The sequence below is a fragment of the Streptomyces sp. NPDC033178 genome (assembly GCF_055577685.1).
Window position 1 is genome coordinate 56613 of sequence record NZ_JBVIPT010000003.1, and the last position, 17835, is coordinate 74447.

A 17835-nucleotide genomic window follows, 5' to 3' on the forward strand; every position below is an offset into this window, starting at 1 on the left:
GTCCAACACGCAATCGGCACAAGGGGGATGACCATGAATCCGACCCCGATCGACGCGACCGCGCTCGCCGAACTCGGCGCGTCCGACCGGCCGTTCACGGCAGAGGAATGCGCGGACCGGGCCCGCCGGGCGGCGGCGTTCGTCGACACCGACGCGCTCGACCGCTCCGGTCCCGGCTCATATCTGCTGCTGTGGCGGAACGACAACTCCGAGGCCTGGCTGAACACTTGGTGGCAGTCGCGCGACACCGGCTACCACGACCACCAGGGGTCCTGCGTCGGTGTGCACGTGATCGAGGGCGCCGCCTGGCAGGAGGGGCTGCCGGTGGGCGGCCCGCGGCGCGCCCGCCGGTACGGGCCCGGCGAGTCGTTCTCGTTCCCGGGTTCGGGCGTCCATCGGATGGACCACGACGCCGGAGCCGTGACCATCCACGTCTACTCGCCGCCGATCGAGGCCATCGGGCACTACGAGATCGTCGACGGCGAACTCCATCGCACGGCCGGGCCGCCCGACGAGGGTTCCCCGGCGAGTCCCCGGCTGCTCGACGCCCTCAACTCGATCGGGCCGTGAGTCCGGAGGGGGACCGCTACTCCGGCGGCGTGGGTGTGTCGTGCGTGCGGTACATCGCCTGTACGTCCAGTTCGAGCTGGATCGTCGGACCGACCACCGCGATGCCGCGGGCCAGCATGTTCCGCCAGTTGAGCGTGTAGTCCTCGCGGTGCAGTTCGGCCTGGGCCAGGGCCGCACAGCGCAGCTCCTCGCCGTAGCCGCCGTTCACCATGCCGAGGTACGTCGTGTCCAGGGCCACCGAGCGGCTCACCCCGTGCATCGTCAGCGAGCCCTGCAGGATCCACTTGCTGCCGCCGCGGTAGGCGAACCGCGTGCTGTGGAAGTCGATGAAGGGGAACCGCTTGACGTCCAGGAAGTCCGCCGACCGGAGGTGGTTGTCGCGGGTCGTGTTGCCGGTCGTGATGCTCGACGCGTCGATCCGGACATGGACCCGGGACTCGGTCATGTCCTGGGCGATCTGGATGCCGCCGTCGAAACGCTCGAAGCGGCCGTGCACATGGGCCATCCCGACGTGCTTGGCGATGAAGCGGATCGCCGTGTGGGGCGGGTCGAAGAGCCAGGTGCCGGTCGGCGGCAGGTCGAGCTGACGGGCCGGCTCCAGGCGGGCGTACAGGGTGGGGAGGGTGACGCCGGCGACGATCTCGACGGTCTCGCGGACCGGGGAGAGCCCCTCGGCCATGACCATCATGCTGTAGCCGCCCGGCGGCAGCACGGCCATGAAGAAGCCGTACGGGTCGGTGGTGCCGCGGGCCGCGACGCGATGCGAGTCGAGCGCGGTGATCGTGACGTCGGCGCCGCCCATGGGCTGTCCCATGGGGTCCGCGACCTCGCAGCCGACCGCGCCCGCGCCGGGCGGCAGGGGCATTGTGAGGCCCGAGGCGGCGGCGGAGGCGTCCCTGGAACGCCGACGCCGAAGCAGTCCGAGGGCCATGATGTTCACCTGTCTTCTCAATTCCGTTGCGTGCCACGGCTCGACGCCCTCCCACGCACCCGGCAGGCCCGTGGGCCGCACGGACACGGGCATGGCGGACCGGGACGTGAGCCACTCATGATCGTGATCCAGCCGTCCCCGACGTGGGTGTCTCAATACGAGACAGTGACTCGCCGTCCGAGAAGTGGCTCGACGGCACCACGTCCGGGCACCGCGAGCCCGCGGGGCCTCACCGCGAGGGCGCCGGCCCCGTGGAGTCGCGTACCACCAGCGCATGGCCGGTGGATTTCCGGCGGGGCCGGGCGGCGGGCGGCCTGAGGGCCATCGAGAGGGCCTGGCGGCCCATTTCGGCGAGGGGCAGCCGGACGGTGGTGAGGCCAGGGGCGAGGTCCGCCGCGAACGACACGTCGTCGAATCCGGCGACCGACATCCGGTGCGGGACCGGTACGCCGTGGGTGCGGAGTGCGGAGAGGACGCCGATGGCCATGGCGTCGTTGAGGGCGACGATCGCGGTGGTGTCCGGGTGGTCGCGCAGGATCCGCTCGGCCGCGTCACGCCCGCCGTCGCGGGTGAACTCGGCCTGCGCCAACGGCAGTTCGTCCGAGGGCAGTCCGGCCCCCGCCAGTGCCCCCGCCACCCCCGCGAACCGGTCGGCGACCGTGGACAGCAGCATCTCCCCCGCCGCCACCGCGATCCGGCGGTGTCCGAGGGACAGCAGATGATCAGTAACAGTCTCGGCGCCCTCCTTGTTGTCGGGCCGTACCGCGTCCGCGTTGAGGAAGTGACGGCCGATCACCGTGAGCCGCCCGCCGGCGTCCTGGAAGGCGGACAGCTCGGCCCTGGACTCGGCCTCCATCCGGGGATCGACGTACCCGGAGCCCGCGATGATGATGACGCCGACGCGCTGGGCGATCAGATGGCGGATCTGACGCAGTTCGTTCTGCGGGTTCCGGCCGGAGTGGCAGATCTGGACGATCAGATCGCGTTCGCCCGCCACCTGGACGACCCCGCCCGCGATCTCCGAGAAGTACGGGTCGTCGATCTGATGGACGATCAGCCCCACCGTCGACGCCGTACCGCCCGCCAGGGTGCGTGCGTGGGGGTTGGCGACATAGCCGAGCTCCCGCGAGATGCGGCGGACCCGCTCGGCCACCTCCTCGCGCACCCCGTCCCGTCCGGCGAGCGCCCGGGACGCGGTGGTCAGTGAAACACCCGCGCGCTCGGCCACATCGGCGAGCCGCAGTCGTGAACGGGGCCTTGGCATTCGTCACCGCCTCCGAACAGGGCCTTGTCAATCGGTCCGTGCACGACGCTTGTCTCAACTCATGTGACGTGGCTTACATAGTACGCAAGCGCTCGCGAAAGCGCTTTCGAACGGCGAAGAGAGTGCCTGCGGACAGGGGAGTCCAGCGATGAGCACAACACAGCGCCTTTCATGGAGAGTTGCCGCCCTCGCGTCCGCCACGGCACTCACTGCCGCCGGTTGCGGCTCGGGCGGCGGCTCGGAGGATTCACCAGACGACCCCATCACCATCGGTGTCTCGCTGCCGCTCACCGGGGACTTCTCGGAGCCCGGCAAGGGTGTGGAGCGCGGCTACAAGGCATGGGCGAAGATCGTCAACGACAACGGCGGACTGCTCGGCCGCAAGGTCGAGTTGAAGATCCTCGACGACCAGTCGAACGCCGACCGGGTGGTCTCCGACTACGAGCAACTGATCGGCAGGGACCAGGTCGACCTGGTCTTCGGCCCGTTCTCCACCCGGCTCGTGGTGCCGGCGGCCCGGGTCGCGGAGGAGTACGGTCTGCTCTTCGTCGAGCCGGCCGGCGCGGCTCCGGAAGTCTTCGACCAGGGCTTCAAGAACCTCTTCTACGCGGCCCCTGCGGTCGCCAACGACCACTACAACCACCTCGCCGACTACATCCTGGCGCTGCCCGAGGCGGAGCGTCCCAAGTCCGTGGCGTACGCGGCGATGGACGACCCCTTCGCCCAGGGAACGGCGTACGGGCTGAAGGACAAGCTGGAGAAGGGCGGTATCAAGACCGTCGTCGACGAGGTCTATCCGCCCAACACCACCGACTTCGGCTCGATCGCCGCGCAGATCGCCTCCTCCAAGGCCGACATGGTGGTGGGCGGCTCGCAGTACCAGGACGGGGTGAACCTGATCGTCGCCCTCCAACAGCTCGGCTACCAGCCGAAGATGGCCGCCTTCTCCACCGCCCCCACCGAACCGGAGTTCGCCAAGGCCATCGGCAACAAGACCGAGGGCATCCTCGCTCCGACGGGCTACACCCAGCACGCGGACTACCCGAGCAACAAGGAGTTCGTCGAGAAGTACACCGAGCAGTTCGGCAAGGCCCCGGAGGAGGACGAGGCCAACGCCTACACCACGGGACAGGTCGTCGCGGCGGCCGTCGAGGCCGCCGAGTGCGCCTCCCAGGACGAGGAGTGCCAGCAGAAGCTCGTGGAGTGGCTGCGCGGCAACGAGGTGGAGACCGTCGTCGGCCCCCTCAAGTGGGACGACAAGGGGCGCCCGCAGAGCGCGCACATGATCCAGCAGTGGGTGGACGGCGAGATCCAGATCGTCCTGCCCGAGGAACAGAAGGAAGCCGACCTGGTCCACCCCAAGCCGAAGTGGTGAGCCTGTGCCCTCCGCGAGCCTCGTGTTCCAGAGCATCGTCCTCGGTGTGCTGCTGGGAGGGCTCTACGCCCTCCTGGCGGCCGGCCTGACCCTCTACTTCGGCGTCATGCGCGTCGTGATGATCGCACACTCCGCGTTCCTGATCCTCGCCGCCTACCTCGCCTGGTACGCCCACCGGGAGACCCGCGTCGACCCGCTGCTCACCCTGCTCGTGACCGTGCCGCTGTTCTTCGTCGCGGGCGTGGCCATGCAACGGCTGCTCCTGACCCGGCTGCGCCCGGCGACCCTGACCATGATGTCGGTGCTGCTGACGTTCTCCGTCGCCCTCGTCATCGAGGGGCTCCTCGGGTACGCCTTCTCCGGCACCCAGCGCCGCATCAGGCTCGGCTACTCCTCCGCGAGCCTGGAGTTCTTCGGCGCGCGCGTCGCGGTGGTCAAGCTCATCGCGTTCGGCCTGGCGGCGGCCGCACTGCTCGGGCTGTATCTCCTGATGAGGCACAGCAGGTTCGGCCAGGCGCTGCGGGCGACGATCCAGCACCGGGAGGCGGCCGCGCTGGTCGGCATCGACACCGACCGGATCGCCGGGTACGGCTTCGGTCTCGGTCTCGCCACGGCGGCGGTCGGCGGTACGGCACTCTCGCTCGACACGACCATCTACCCGTCGCTGCACTGGCACTGGATCGGTCCGCTGATGGCGATCATCGTGGTCGGCGGCCTCGGCAGCGTGCCGGGCGCGGCGATCGCGGCCATGGCCCTCGGCCTGACACAGAGCCTGTTGCAGCTGGAACTCAGCACGACCTGGGCGCAGACGGTCTTCTATGTCGCGCTCTTCGCCACCTTGGCCGTCCGGCCGCAGGGATTCTTCGGGGGTCGGCTTGCCCAGAGATTCTGAACGCCCGCGCCACACCGGCAGGTTGCTGCGGCTGGGAGCACTGCTCGCCGGGATCGCCGTCGCGCTGTCCTTCCCGTCCATGGCGCCCAGCCCGTACGAACTGACCGTGGGCATCGCCATCCTCAACTTCGCGGTGCTCTCCACCTCCTGGAACTTCGTCGGCGGTTTCACCGGCTACATCTCCCTGGGGCACGGCGCGTTCGCCGGGCTCGGTGCCTACGCGACCGGGTTGCTCGTCACCAAGGGCGAACTGCCGTCGTTCGTCGCGCTGTTCGTCTCGGCCGCCCTGGTCGCCGTGCTCGCGATACCCGTCGGCTACGCCGCGCTGCGGGTGCGCGGCGCGTCCTTCGTCATCGTCTCGATCGCACTGGTGCTGATCATGCTGCTGGTCTTCCAGAGCTGGGCCTCGTTCACCGGAGGCTCGCGCGGTCTGGTGGTCCCGCGGCCGTTCCCCGGCAAGCTGCGCTCCGAGCACCACGAGATCTTCTACTTCCTGTTCCTCGGGCTGCTGGCGCTGGCGCTCCTTGCCTGGTGGATCATCGACCGCTCCCGGTTCGGCATGGGGCTGAAGGCGATCCGCGAGGACGAGGACAAGGCCCAGTCGCTGGGCACCCCCACCTACACGTACAAGCTCGTCGTCTTCGTGGTCTCGGCGGCCTTCACCGCTCTGGCGGGAGGGCTCTACGGGCTGTGGTTCGGCGACCTCGACCCCGTGTTCCAGTTCTCGATCCTGAGCGGGGCCTACATGGTTCTGATGGCTCTCCTCGGGGGCGTACGCCATCTGTACGGGCCGCTGCTCGGGGCCGTGGTCGTCGGGTACGGCCTTGAGTACTCCAAGCTCGAGTACGGCGATACTCCGCTGCATCTGGTCTTCGCGGGCTTGCTGCTGGGCGTCGTCGTGATGTTCATGCCGGACGGGGTCATCCCGGCGGTCACCGGACTGGTCGCACGTGTCCTCGGGACCGGCGAGACGTCGATCCGCGAGGTCACCGCGGCCGAACTGCGCGACGAACGCGACGAGCGCGAGGCGGACGTCCGGCCGGACCACCGGCCGGACGGGAAAAGACCGGACGGGAAGAGAGACGGGAAGAGAGAGGTGAGGCAGTGAGCGCGGAGGAGGATGAGCAGAGCCTGGCGACCGTCGGACTCACCAAGACCTTCGGCGGGGTCGCCGCCCTGGACGGCGCCACCGTGTCCTTCCGCCACGGCAGGGTCAACGCCCTGATCGGACCCAACGGCTCCGGCAAGACCACGTTCTTCAACTGCGTCACCGGCATGATCCGTCCCGACGCGGGCCGTACGACGTACCGGGGCCGGGACATCACCGCCAGGCCGCCGCACCGCATCGCCCGGGCGGGGATCGGCCGCTCTTTTCAGCTCTGCCGTGTGTTCCCACGGATGACGGTCCTGGACAACCTGCTCGTCGCCGTACGCCCGACGAACCTGCTGGCCCAGCTCGCCGGTGCCCGCAAGCGGGAGGAGACGGAACGGGCCCGGTACTGGCTCACCCGCATGGGCATCGACCACCTGGAGACGGCGGAGGCGCGGAACCTGTCCTGGGGGCAGCAGAAGCTGCTGGAACTCGCGGGCGTCCTGATGAGCGAACCCGAGCTGATCCTGCTCGACGAACCGGCGGGCGGGGTCAACCCCGCACTGATCGACCGCATCTGTGACCTGGTGCGCGAACTCAACGCCGAGGGGAGGACGTTCCTGATCGTCGAGCACAACATGGACCTGGTCATGTCCCTCAGCGACCACGTCGTGGTCTTCGACCGCGGGCGGCCGATCGCGGAGGGCCCGCCCTCGGTGATCCAGTCCGACGAACGAGTTCTGGAGGCCTACCTTGGCGTCTGACTCCGGCTCCTCCACCGTCTCGCCGTCCCCCTCCGACTCCGGATTCCTGCTCGAACTCGACGACATCCGCGCCGGATACGGCCGGGCGGCCCTGGTGCTGCGCGGTCTTACGGTCCGGGTGCCCGCCGGGGCCGTGGTGTGCCTGGTCGGCCCGAACGGCGCGGGCAAGTCCACCGTGCTGAAGGTGGCCAGCGGGCTGCTCGCGCCGCGCTCCGGCCGGGTCCTGGTCGACGGCGTGGACGTCACCGGCCGCGGACCCCAGCAACTGCTCGCCGCCGGAGTCGCCCACGTCCTCCAAGGGCACAGCGTCTTCCGGGAGATGACGGTCGGCGAGAACGTCCTGCTCGGCGGCTACACCATCAAGGACAAGGCGGTCGTCGCCGAGCGCGCCGACTTCGTACGCGACCTCTTCCCGCTCGTCGCCGAACGCTGGACGAGCCTGGCCGGACTGCTCTCCGGCGGCCAGCAGAAACAGGTGGAGTTCGCCCGCTCGCTGATGGCCAGGCCCCGCGTGGTGCTGCTCGACGAACCGTCCATGGGGCTCGACCCGAAGACGACGGGCGTGGTCTTCGAGCAGATCGTGCGGATGCGGGAGGCGGGCACGGCCGTACTGCTGGTCGAGCAGAACGCCCGCCGCGCGCTGGAGACCGCCGACATCGGCTGCGTTGTCGACCTCGGACGGGTCCATATCTCGGGCCCGGCACGGGAGTTGCTGGCAGATCCGCAGCTGGGCGAGCTCTACCTCGGGGGCAGACCGGCGCAGCCACCGGCCACGCCCAAGAGGTAGGCCCGCAGGGATGACACACGGCAAGGACAGCTATGACGTGGCACGCCTCGCAAAGGAGCGAGCGACATGGTCGAGCGCAGACGGCACGGACCTCGTGGGCCCCGTAAGGCCCGTAGACCGCACAGAGCACGCAGACGGTACGAGGGGGCGGTACTGGCCGTTCTCCTGACAGTTCTCACGGCACTGGCGGCGGCTCCGGCCGGGGCCCGCGGCGACGGCCGGCCGGGGTCCGCCGTGCACCCCGGTCTGAGACCCCACCTCGCCGCCCACTACGACTTCGAGCATCCGGTACGCGGAAATCCGGCCCGGGAACGCGACCGGGGTTTCTCCGGCACCGACATCGACCTCGTCGGTGGCGGTGCCCGGATGCGGGCACCGGACGGCGCGCACCACGGCAGCCGGGCCTCGCTCCAGGTGCGGCAGGTCAATCCGGATGCCGCGGGCAATGACGACTGGAAGGCGGGCGTGTACTCCGCGTCCGGCGTGCCGACGCTGCACGCCTTCAACGCGGTGCGCGGGACCACGGTGATGGGGTGGTTCAAGATGACCGGGCAGAACCCGAGCCCCAACTCCAACACGGCCTCCCCCGACGACCTCTACGGCGCGATCGGTCTAGCCGGGGTGCTGTCCGGAGACTCCGACGGACATGGCGTGCGCGCCCTGCTGGAACTCATCAACGTGAACGGCGAACTCCGGCTCGTCGCCCTCGGCCGGCGGATCGACGGGGCCGCCTCCCAGACCTTCGCGGCCTCCCAGGACTGGCGGACCCTGCTGCCGCCCGACAAGTGGGTGTTCCTCGCCGCGACCTTCGACTTCGACAGCGGTGAGATGGCTCTCTACCGCAACGGCAAGCCGCTGGACGGCTTCTACACCGTGCCCGGCGACCCCTGGGACCTCTCGGGCCCCGGCCCGCACCGCACCTCGGCCACCGACCCGCGAGGTATCAAGATCGGCGGCAGCTTCCCGCAGAACACCCGGGAGGGCAATCCCTGCAACTGCCGTATGGACAGCCTGATGTTCCTCGACCGCGCGGTGGACGCCGCGCTGGTCCGAGCGCAGTACCGACTGGTCACGCACAAGGCCGCAGAGGAGTGACAGCCATGACCGGATCCCCCGGCACCAGACCCGGACTCGGGCCCCGTCCCAGACCCATCCTGCTGACACCGTTACTCGTTCTGGCACTGCTGCTTTCCGTCCTCGTCGCCCTGCCCGGCGCCACGGCCCACGCGGCCGAACCGATCACCGACCCGATCCCCGAGCGGCCCACCACCTCCGGCATCGGGCTCACCGTTGAGGAGTTCGCGGCCTTCCCGAAGAGCGAGCCGCCGGACGGTCCCGTCACCGACCCGCGTCTGATGCGGCACGCCCGCATCAACTATCTGAGCGAACTCCCCGACGGCTCGGGCCGGATGGCCGTGCCGGACCTCAACGGCAAGCTGTATCTCGTCGAGAACGGCACCCCGCGCGTCTACCTCGACGTCGCCGGCACCTTCTCCCCCGCGTTCTTCGGCAGCCAGGGTCTCGGCATGGGCTTCGGGTTCGTCACCTTCGACCCGCGGTTCAAGAAGAACGGCCGTTTCTACACCGTCCACACCGAACTGGCCTCCGCCACCACGGCCGTGCCCGACATGCGGCAGGCGTCGAACACGGTGTACCACGGCATCGTCACCGAGTGGACGGCTGACGACCCCTCGGCCGACACCTTCGAGGGCACGCGTCGCGAGGTGTTCCGGATCGGCTTCACGGGCCGCGTCCACGGCATCCAGCAGATCGACTTCAACCCCACAGCCCGGCCCCACGACAAGGACTACGGGCTGCTCTACCTCGCCGTCGGCGACGGCGGCCAGGGCGCCAGGAACAGCGAGCCCCAGAGCCTGGCTGTGCCGCACGGCAAGATCCTGCGCATCGACCCGCGGGGCAGCGACAGCGCCAACGGCAAGTACGGCATCCCGTCCCGCAATCCCTTCGTCGGCACCCCCGGCGCCCTCGGCGAGATCTACGCGTACGGCATGCGCGACCCGCACCGGTTCAGCTGGGACTCCGGCGGCCGCAACCGTATGTACCTCGGCCACATCGGTGAGCACGCCATCGAGGCCGTCTACGAGGTGAGGGCGGGCGACAACCTCGGCTGGAGCGAACGCGAGGGCGCCTTCGTCTTCGACAAGGCCGCCACCGATCCCTGCGCCAAGATCCAGCCGCTGCCCGCCGACGACGAGAAGTACGGCTACACGTATCCCGTCGCCGCCTACGACCACGACCCACCCGCCAACTGGAACTGCACCTCCGACGTCGGACGGGCCGTCGTCGGCGGCTTCGTCCTCCGCGACCGCGACCTGCCCGAGCTGTACGGCAAGTACGTCTTCGGCGACCTCGTCGACGGCCGGCTCCTCTACGCCGACACCAAGGACATGCGCCGGGGCGGCACGGATCTGGCCCGGCTGTACGACCTGATGTTGTACGACGAGAGCGGCACCCGGGTGACCCTGCAGGACCTCGCCGGGGACGACCGGGTCGACCTGCGCTTCGGACAGGACGCCGACGGCGGGCTCTATCTGCTCTCCAAGGCCAACGGCAGGATCTGGAAGGTGACCGGCACCCGGAAGTTCGCCTCCTGCGACACCGACGGCACGAAGGTCACCAACGTCATGGCCGGCCGGAACTGGGCGCCGGTCACCCCGTCCAAGTGGCGGTTCCCCGGCCGTGAGGCGATCCTCGCCGAGGCCGGGGTCGCCCGCCCCGGCCCCCGGCGTCCCTTCGAGTACGCCGTGCTCACCGCAGGCCCTCCGGCCTTCGGCTCCGTACGGATCGACGCGCAGGTCCGCCTCGACACGCCCGTCGAGGTCACCAACCGGGACGTGATCATCGTGTTCGGCCACCAGTCGGACACGAGGTTCTACTACGCGCACCTGTCGACCGACAACACCATCTATCCGCACAACGGGATCTTCGTCGTGAACGACGCCGACCGGCTGCGCCTGGAGGACCAGTGGAACGGCACCACCGGTGCGCCACCTGCCATCACCGACTCGGCCTGGCACAAGGTGCGGGTGGTGCACTGCAAGGGCACCGGTGAGATCGCGGTCTATCTCGACGGCTCGAAACAGCCCCTGATGACCGCCGTCGACACCACGCTCTCCTCCGGCCGGGTGGGCTTCGGCTCGTTCGACAACATCGGACGGATGCGCGACCTGAAGGTCACCGGCGCGGACGGGGCCGCCCTCACACGGTGACACCGTCGATCTCGAAGGTCTGCACCGAGGCGGCGGCGAACGGCACGCTCAGGCTTTTGCCGTTGAGGTAGGTGTCCGAGCGTGCCGTGTAGAGGTCGCCGCTGCCGGAGGTGAGGGTGTTCCAGCGCCGTACGAGCCCGCCGCTGCCGCCCGTGACCGTGGTGAAGCGGGACAGGTCGAAGGTGAGCGTCTGTGCGGCACCGGAGTTGACGGCCACGATGACGAGGCGCTTCTGTGTCGCGTCGTAGGCGGCGACCGCGTACCCGACGCCGGTGTCGAGGATGGTCATCCCGGGGCGGATATGGCGGCTGAACTGGGCCATCACGTAGTACTTGGTCTGCACGGTGGTCGGCTGCAGGGTGCTCGCGTCGTACGCGATCATGGCCCAGCCGGTGGAGGGGTCCATCACCTGCCAGTAGACCCAGGCGGTCGGGTGCAGCCAGCGGAAGTCCAGGCACAGGTTGCTCGCCAGGGTGAGGCCGGAGCCGTCGCTGTCACCGGTCTCGGAGTTCCAGAGCTTCTTGCCGGCGGTCGTCACGACATCCGTGTGGAGGAGGTCGCGGCGGCCGCCGGAGCCCTGGTAGCCGTGCACGTTGACCTGGCTGACCAGAGCCTTCGTCGACGCCCCGAAGGAGTTCCAGGTCGTACGGGCCAGGTCATAGCTCGTCTCGTCGGACGCCGAGATCTTGATGCCGGACAGGCCCCGCGCGTCGAGCTCGCTGCGCATGTACGGGAGGACGGCGGCCTGGACGGCGGCGTCCATGTGGCAGCCCTCCTGGGTGCCGGTGGCGGTCCACCAGGAGGACGAGGGTTCGTTGAAGGGGTCGACGGTCGCGAAGTTCACACCCCAGTTGTTCTTGGCGCGCAGGGCGACGGCCGCCAGGTGGGAGGCGTGCTGGCGGTAGTTCCAGGACTGGAGGTTGTTGCCGCCCCCTGACGCGCCCGACGGGTTGTGGTTGAGGCACATCCACCACATGGGCGAGTTGGCGAACAGCTCGGTGACCGCGCCGCGTTGGACGGCCTTCACCAGGGCGGCGCGCTGGTTGGCGTCCGCCGTCCAGTCCCAGGCGGAGGAGGCGGGGTCCTCGTTGTTCCAGTCCTGCCAGTAGCCCTCGATCTGCTTGAAGGCCGGGATGTTGGGCGAGGCGACCATGGACTGGCCGCCCACGCTGTTCGGGCTGCACGCGCCCAGGTTGTAGCGGGCGATGTTCATGCCGAGACCCGGCAGCGTCCTGCCGCCGTACGCCACGGACTTGGTGGTGAAGAAGATGTCGGCGAAGTCGTCCCGCGCGCCGAACACGTTGGCCCACCACGCGAGCGAGGTGCCCCAGCCTTCCCAACTCCCGTATCTGGTAGCCGGGTTGACGCTGATGGTCGCGTCGGCGCGGGCGGTGCCCGTCGCCAGCGCACTGCCCAGCAGCGTGCCGCCCGCCGCCGCCAGCAGCGATCTGCGCTTCATCATGGAGGTCTCCTGTCGCGCTCATGCCACAACCTGGTTGAAGAATGAGGCGGGGGCAAACGGTTGTCGAGACGCGTGACAGCGCTTTCTGTTTCGATAGTTTTACGGACACCGGTGTCACCACAGCGGGCTACGGGCGCCCGTGTCGGCGCGGCCTCAGCTGCGCGCCGGCATCACCACCGAGGAAGCTTGAGCTCGTACTCCGGGTGGACGCGCCGCATGTAACCGGTGTCGTCGCGGCCCTTCATGCCCGAGTCGAGATAGACCCGGTGGAGCCGCTCCAGCGCGTCGTGGTCGAGTTCGACGCCGAGACCGGGGCCCGTGGGGACCTCGACCGCACCGTCCCGCAGCTCCAGCACGCCGGGGACGATGACGTCGTCCGCGAAGTTCCACGGGTAGTGGGTGTCGCAGGAGGTGTCGAGGTTCGGGATCGCGGCGGCCACATGGGTCATGGCGGCGAGGCTGATACCCAGGTGGGAGTTGGAGTGCATGGACAGCCCGATGCCGAACGCCTCGCAGACGGCGGCGAGTTCACGGGTGCGGCGGAGTCCACCCCAGTAGTGGTGGTCGGTGAGCAGTACCTGGATGGCGTCCTGCTCGACGGCCGGCTTGAGGTGCTCCCAGGCGACCACGCACATGTTGGTGGCCAGCGGCATGGGTGAGGTCTTCGCGACCTCGGCCATGCCCGAGATGGTGGGGGTGGGGTCCTCCAGGTACTCCAGGCAGCCGTCCAGCTCCCGCGCCACGTACTGCGAAGTCTCCACCGTCCAGGCCGTGTTGGGGTCGAGCCGCAGCGGCTGGCCCGGGAACGCCTCGGCGAGTGCCTTCATCGCGGCGATCTCCTCGTCGGGCGGGAAGACACCGCCCTTGAGCTTGAACGAGCTAAATCCGTACCGCTGTTGCATCAGCCGGGCCTGCTCGACGATGCCCGCCGGGTCGAGGGCCTCGCCCCACTCGTCACCGACGGCCGGACTGCCGTCGAGCGCCGGGTGTTCGGCCCACTTGTAGAAGAGGTACGCGGCGAAGGGCACGGCGTCGCGGACCGCGCCGCCCAGCAGGTCGCTGACGGAACGCCCGAGGAGCTTGCCCTGGGCGTCCAGACAGGCGACCTCGACGGCGGAGGTGGTCCAGCCGCGCTCGTGGGAACTGGGCACGGTGGGCAGCAGGACGGAGTCGATCGCGGCCGCGACGGCCGTGGTGTCGAAGACGTCCATGCCGACGACCGCCCGCGCCGCGGCCCCCAGCCGTTCGATACGGATGTCACCCCCGGTCGACTCGCCGAGGCCCACCGTGCCGTCCTCCAGAACGAGTTGGAGGATCAGCCGCAGCGCGAGCGGCTCGTGCACACCGCTGGAGTTGAGGAGCGGCGGGTCACGGAAGGCGATCGGCGTGACGACCAGTTCACGGATCCGACTGTCGGGGGTGGTCATGCGCGGACTGCCTCCAGGCCGTGGTCGATGAGCTTCACACACACTCCATTCACGTCCATGGACCTGCTTCATGAATCTGGATGGCGCGCAGCCAGCTAAGAATCGTTTCAGGTGTATGTCAAGACATGGACTGGAGAGAAGGCAGCCATTCCGGGACCGTTCCGGGGCCCCTCCGGAGCTACTCCGGGAGCTCGGCGCGAGGGGTGTCCCCCGCGAAAGCCGCCCTCAGCACGGCGAGTGCGCCCTCGTGCGTGACCTCGCGTGGATTGGCGTACGCCTGCCCCGCGACCTGCTCGGCCGCGACCGCCAAGTCGGCCTCGGCCAGACCCAGTTGAGCGAGAGAGCGAGGTGCACCGAGACGTCCGGACAGGGACCACAGAGCGAGCGGGGCGTCGTCGGTGCCGAGGGCGCGGTCGAGGGCGCTGATCGCATCGGGAGCGGCGGGCGCGTTGTACGCGAGGGCGTAGGGGAGGACGACCGTGTGCGTCTCGGCGTGCGGCAGGCCGAACGTGCCGCCCAGCACATGGCAGAGCTTGTGGTGCAGGCCCATGGTGGTCGCGCCCAGGCAGGAACCGCAGAGCCAGGCCCCGTAGAGGGCGCGCCCGCGGGCCTCCAGGGACGAAGGCTCGGCAGCGATCTCCGGAAGGGCCGAGGTCATCGCCCGTACGCCCTCCTCGGCCATCAGGGAGACGAGGGGCGAGGTGTCGGGGGCGTACAGCGCCTCGACCGCGTGCGCGACGGCGTTGACTCCGCTCGTGACGGAGAGGGGCACGGGCATGGAGAGGGTGAGCTCGGGGTCGTACACCACGCTGCGCGGGAGGACCGCCGGGTGGCGCCCCGTGCGCTTCGCGCCGTGCTCGGTGAGGCCCCACACGGGGGTCATCTCGGAACCGGAGTACGTGGAGGGCACGGCGATCAAGGGCAGTCCCGTGCGCAGCGCGATCGCCTTGCCGAGGCCGATCGACGAACCGCCGCCCACGGCGACGCAGCCGTCGGCACCGGCCGCGCGAGCCACCTCGACGGCGCGGTCGGCGACCTCCACCGGAACGTGCATCCGGGCTTCGGCGTGCAGTCCCGCACACAGCTCGCCCAGCGAGTCGGCGACCGCCCGAGCGATGTCGGCGCCGCGCGTGCCGGACACCACCAACACCCGCCGCAGACCGAGCCGTTGGGCCTCCCCGGCCGTCGCGCTCACCGAGGCGCCGGGCCGGAAGACGACCCGCATGGGCTGGGCCTCGTACGAGAAGTTCACGCCTTCGCCCCAGGAGTCAGTACGAGATCGAACCGGGCGTGCCGGAAGGGGTTCGGGATGCCGAACTCCCGTGCCAGGGAAGGGTCGTCGGTCTCCGCGAAGTCCTCGACCAGACTGCTCTTCACCGCGAACACCGCGTCCGAGCCGAGGTAGTCGCTGCCCGCCACGAAGATGTGCGTCGTGACGGGGGCGTGGCCCTGGGCGGTGGCGATGAAGTGGATGTGGGCGGGGCGGTAGGGGTGCCGCCCGGTGGCGCGGAGCAGGTCGCCGACCGGACCGTCGGTGGGGATGGGGTACGGGCTCGGTACACAGGTGCGGAACCAGAAGCGGCCCGCCGCGTCCGCCGTGAACAGACCGCGGCCGTTGCCCGGCGGCTGGAGGTCCGGCTGCTGCACGTCGTAGAAGCCGTCGGCGTCGGCCTGCCAGACGTCGAGGACCGCGCCGGGCAGCGGCGTGCCGTCCTGGGAGAGCACCCGGCCGCTGACCACGCACGGTTCGCCGCTGCCCACCAGGTCGATGTCCGCGCCGAGTTCACGGACCGGGGACTCGGTCATGTGGAAGGGGCCGAGGACGGTCGACTCGGTGGCGCCGGGGCCGCGGTCGGCGTTCAGGGTCTCGACCAGCATCGACAGTCCGAGCACGTCCGACAGGAGAATGAACTCCTGCCGGGTGTCGGTGCACGTCTGCCCGGTCGCCGTCAGAAACCCGATCGCCCGCTCCCACTCCTCCTGGGTGAGCCGCGTCTCCCGCGCGAAGTCGTGAAGGTGCCGGATCAGACCGGTGAGCAACTCCCGCAACCGCGGATCGGTACCCGCACCAAGACTCCCGACGGCCTCCTCGGTGACCGCGGTCCCGCTGGCATCGATGGTCATGACGACTCCTGATTCACCATGTCCCGCTCCCGACGATCATTGTCCTACCCCGTCTGCACCGGGGCGCCCTTTCAGGGGCTCGGGGCCGTGTCGATGTGCGGCTCCGCCGCGTGGGCGCGCCCGGCCCCACCAACCCTCAGAGCTACCCGTGACCGAGGATCCGCCGCACCGCACCCCCCAGCAACTCCTCCGCATCCCCGGCAGCCGTCGCGTACCGAAACGCCACATACCCGTCGGGCCGCACAAGCAGCACGCCCGGGTCGGAGACCTCGCTCAGCCGCGCCCAGTCGCCGTACGGATCCTCGTACTGCTGACCGGGCCCGATGACGACGGTGGCGATATCGAGGCCGACGGCCTCGGCGGCCCGCACCCAGCAGTCACCGCCGATGCCGGTGAACAGCGTGAAGCGCCCCTGCCCCGCCGCGTCGAGGGTGGAGAGGGTCCGGTCCCCGGCCGTGATCCACGCATGCGGCAGCTTGGCGCCGGGCCGCGACGAGGGTTGGTGGTACAGCTCGGGATCGCGATCGAATCCGGGATCGGGCGTGCCGTCGGGAACGACCGCGTCCGACACGTACCGCTGATTGAGATCGACCCCGTGCGCGTTGAACTCGTACGCCTTGAAGGCGATCGCCTCGCGGAGCCGGGCGCGCTGCTTCTCGGCGGCCTCGGTGGCGTCCTTGCGGGCGGCGATGTTGGCCCACAGCTGCTCGGGGCTCTGCGGGGAGAGGCCGTCGAGTGCCTCGAAGATCGGTGCGGTCTCGCCGATGGACTTGTTGGCGCGGGTGACGATCTGCCGGCCGACCGGGGCGCGCTCGGCGGTGTACGTGTCGAGGAGCTTGGGCGAGGCGGAGCCGTCGAGGACGAGCCTGAGCTTCCACGCCAGGTTGTACGCGTCCTGGACGGAGGTGTTGGAGCCGAGGCCGTTGGACGGCGGATGGCGGTGCGTGGCGTCGCCCGCGCAGAAGACGCGGCCGTTCGAGTACGACTCGGCGTACATCTCGTTGACCGTCCACGCCGAGGAGGACTTGATGGTCACGGGGATCTCGTCGTCACCGACGAGTCTGCGGACGATGGACTCCGCGTACTCGGTGGTGAGGTCGGGCGCGCCCGCGGTCACGTCGTAGCCCCAGACGATCATCCACTCGTTCCAGGGGCGGACGTTGCGGACGAGGCCCGCGCCGATGCCGCCGACGGTCGCGCCCGGGGCGAGCACCCAGTAGAGCGTGGACGGCCGGTGCGCGGTGTACTTGCTCAGGTCCGCGTCGAAGACGATGTTGATGCTGCCGGCCACGCCCATCTGGCCGCCCATCGGCAGACCCGCGTCCTCGGCGACCTTCGAGCGGCCCCCGTCGGCGCCTATCAGGTACTTGGCGCGGATGGTGTACTCGTCGCCGCGCAGCCGGTCCTCGACGGTGACCGTGACTCCGTCGGCGTCCTGGACGAACGACTTGTAGACCGTGCTGAAGCGGAGGTGGGTGCCACGCGCGACGGCGGCGTCGACGAGCACCGGCTCCATGAGGTGCTGCGGCATGTCGCACATACGGGTCGGGCTGGCGAGGTCGTGCGCGGCCTGTACGAGGGGGTCGTTGCCCCAGGAGCGGACGCGGCCGAGTTCCTCACCGGCCAGGCTGGTGCAGAAGGTGGTGTTGCCCATCAGGTGCTGGGGCGTGGCCTGCGCGACGACCTCCTGCTCGACGCCGAGGTCGCGCAGGACCTCCATCGTGCGCTGGTTGGTGATGTGGGCGCGGGGCGTGTCGGCGAGGCTCGCGTAGCGGGTGACCACGATGTTGGGCACGCCGTAGGTGCTGAGGGCCAGGGCGGCCGAGGCGCCCGCGGGGCCGCTGCCCACGATGAGTACGTCGGTCTCGACTACGGGCTCGACGGTGTGCACGGGCACGCTCCAGAGGATGAGAACAGCA

The 17835-nt window shown here is 69.8% G+C and carries 15 protein-coding genes; 8 read left to right on the top strand and 7 right to left on the bottom strand.

The window, feature by feature from the left end; all coding sequences use genetic code 11:
• Positions 1 to 33 precede the first annotated feature (33 nt).
• The gene (locus tag ACZ5VQ_RS07625; RefSeq protein WP_469104113.1) at positions 34 to 570 is read left to right on the top strand and encodes a cupin domain-containing protein; all 537 of its coding nucleotides are present in this window, start codon (positions 34 to 36) and stop codon (positions 568 to 570) included.
• 16 nt (positions 571 to 586) lie between these two features.
• On the opposite strand, the gene ACZ5VQ_RS07630 is transcribed toward ACZ5VQ_RS07625, so the two are convergent.
• Together ACZ5VQ_RS07630 and ACZ5VQ_RS07635 are read right to left on the bottom strand one after the other, a co-directional pair.
• Positions 587 to 1501 carry a YceI family protein gene (locus tag ACZ5VQ_RS07630; RefSeq protein ID WP_469104114.1) on the bottom strand — a complete coding sequence of 305 codons (915 nt, stop codon included), beginning with the start codon at positions 1499 to 1501 and terminating at the stop codon, positions 587 to 589.
• Between the two features lie 229 nt (positions 1502 to 1730).
• Positions 1731 to 2765 (bottom strand): LacI family DNA-binding transcriptional regulator, encoded by a 1035-nt coding sequence (locus ACZ5VQ_RS07635; RefSeq protein WP_469104115.1) that lies wholly within the window; start codon positions 2763 to 2765, stop codon positions 1731 to 1733.
• A gap of 148 nt (positions 2766 to 2913) precedes the next feature.
• Between ACZ5VQ_RS07635 and ACZ5VQ_RS07640 the strand changes: the two genes are divergently transcribed.
• The 7 genes from ACZ5VQ_RS07640 to ACZ5VQ_RS07670 all read left to right on the top strand — a co-directional run bounded on the left by ACZ5VQ_RS07640 (position 2914) and on the right by ACZ5VQ_RS07670 (position 10903).
• A complete protein-coding gene (locus tag ACZ5VQ_RS07640; RefSeq protein ID WP_469104116.1) occupies positions 2914 to 4140 on the top strand; it encodes an amino acid ABC transporter substrate-binding protein in 1227 nt (408 codons plus the stop codon).
• A 4-nt stretch (positions 4141 to 4144) separates the two neighbouring features.
• On the top strand, positions 4145 to 5032 hold the full coding sequence (locus tag ACZ5VQ_RS07645) for a branched-chain amino acid ABC transporter permease (protein WP_469104117.1): 888 nt from the start codon (positions 4145 to 4147) through the stop codon (positions 5030 to 5032).
• Positions 5016 to 6140 (top strand): branched-chain amino acid ABC transporter permease, encoded by a 1125-nt coding sequence (locus ACZ5VQ_RS07650; RefSeq protein ID WP_469104118.1) that lies wholly within the window; start codon positions 5016 to 5018, stop codon positions 6138 to 6140. The genes ACZ5VQ_RS07645 and ACZ5VQ_RS07650 overlap by 17 nt, the downstream gene beginning before the upstream one ends.
• Complete coding sequence (locus tag ACZ5VQ_RS07655) at positions 6137 to 6886, top strand: ABC transporter ATP-binding protein (protein ID WP_469104119.1); 750 nt, start codon at positions 6137 to 6139, stop codon at positions 6884 to 6886. Before ACZ5VQ_RS07650 ends, ACZ5VQ_RS07655 begins: the two co-directional genes overlap by 4 nt.
• Positions 6876 to 7673 carry an ABC transporter ATP-binding protein gene (locus ACZ5VQ_RS07660; RefSeq protein ID WP_469104120.1) on the top strand — a complete coding sequence of 266 codons (798 nt, stop codon included), beginning with the start codon at positions 6876 to 6878 and terminating at the stop codon, positions 7671 to 7673. The genes ACZ5VQ_RS07655 and ACZ5VQ_RS07660 overlap by 11 nt, the downstream gene beginning before the upstream one ends.
• Before the next feature lie 66 nt (positions 7674 to 7739).
• Positions 7740 to 8768 carry a LamG-like jellyroll fold domain-containing protein gene (locus ACZ5VQ_RS07665; protein ID WP_469104121.1) on the top strand — a complete coding sequence of 343 codons (1029 nt, stop codon included), beginning with the start codon at positions 7740 to 7742 and terminating at the stop codon, positions 8766 to 8768.
• A gap of 5 nt (positions 8769 to 8773) precedes the next feature.
• Positions 8774 to 10903 carry a PQQ-dependent sugar dehydrogenase gene (locus ACZ5VQ_RS07670; RefSeq protein ID WP_469104122.1) on the top strand — a complete coding sequence of 710 codons (2130 nt, stop codon included), beginning with the start codon at positions 8774 to 8776 and terminating at the stop codon, positions 10901 to 10903.
• On the opposite strand, the gene ACZ5VQ_RS07675 is transcribed toward ACZ5VQ_RS07670, so the two are convergent.
• The 5 genes from ACZ5VQ_RS07675 to ACZ5VQ_RS07695 form a co-directional block, all read right to left on the bottom strand.
• On the bottom strand, positions 10893 to 12365 hold the full coding sequence (locus tag ACZ5VQ_RS07675) for a glycoside hydrolase (RefSeq protein ID WP_469104123.1): 1473 nt from the start codon (positions 12363 to 12365) through the stop codon (positions 10893 to 10895). The two genes, ACZ5VQ_RS07670 and ACZ5VQ_RS07675, sit on opposite strands and share 11 nt — an antisense overlap.
• A 170-nt stretch (positions 12366 to 12535) precedes the next feature.
• Positions 12536 to 13792, bottom strand: coding sequence for a glucarate dehydratase family protein (locus tag ACZ5VQ_RS07680; RefSeq protein ID WP_469104124.1), 1257 nt, complete (start codon positions 13790 to 13792; stop codon positions 12536 to 12538).
• A gap of 178 nt (positions 13793 to 13970) precedes the next feature.
• Entirely contained in the window at positions 13971 to 15017 is a 1047-nt protein-coding gene (locus ACZ5VQ_RS07685; protein WP_469104568.1) for a maleylacetate reductase, read from the bottom strand.
• Between the two features lie 23 nt (positions 15018 to 15040).
• The gene (locus ACZ5VQ_RS07690; RefSeq protein ID WP_469104125.1) at positions 15041 to 15916 is read right to left on the bottom strand and encodes an intradiol ring-cleavage dioxygenase; all 876 of its coding nucleotides are present in this window, start codon (positions 15914 to 15916) and stop codon (positions 15041 to 15043) included.
• 142 nt (positions 15917 to 16058) lie between these two features.
• The gene (locus tag ACZ5VQ_RS07695; RefSeq protein WP_469104569.1) at positions 16059 to 17807 is read right to left on the bottom strand and encodes an FAD-dependent oxidoreductase; all 1749 of its coding nucleotides are present in this window, start codon (positions 17805 to 17807) and stop codon (positions 16059 to 16061) included.
• Between the last annotated feature and the right edge of the window lie 28 nt (positions 17808 to 17835).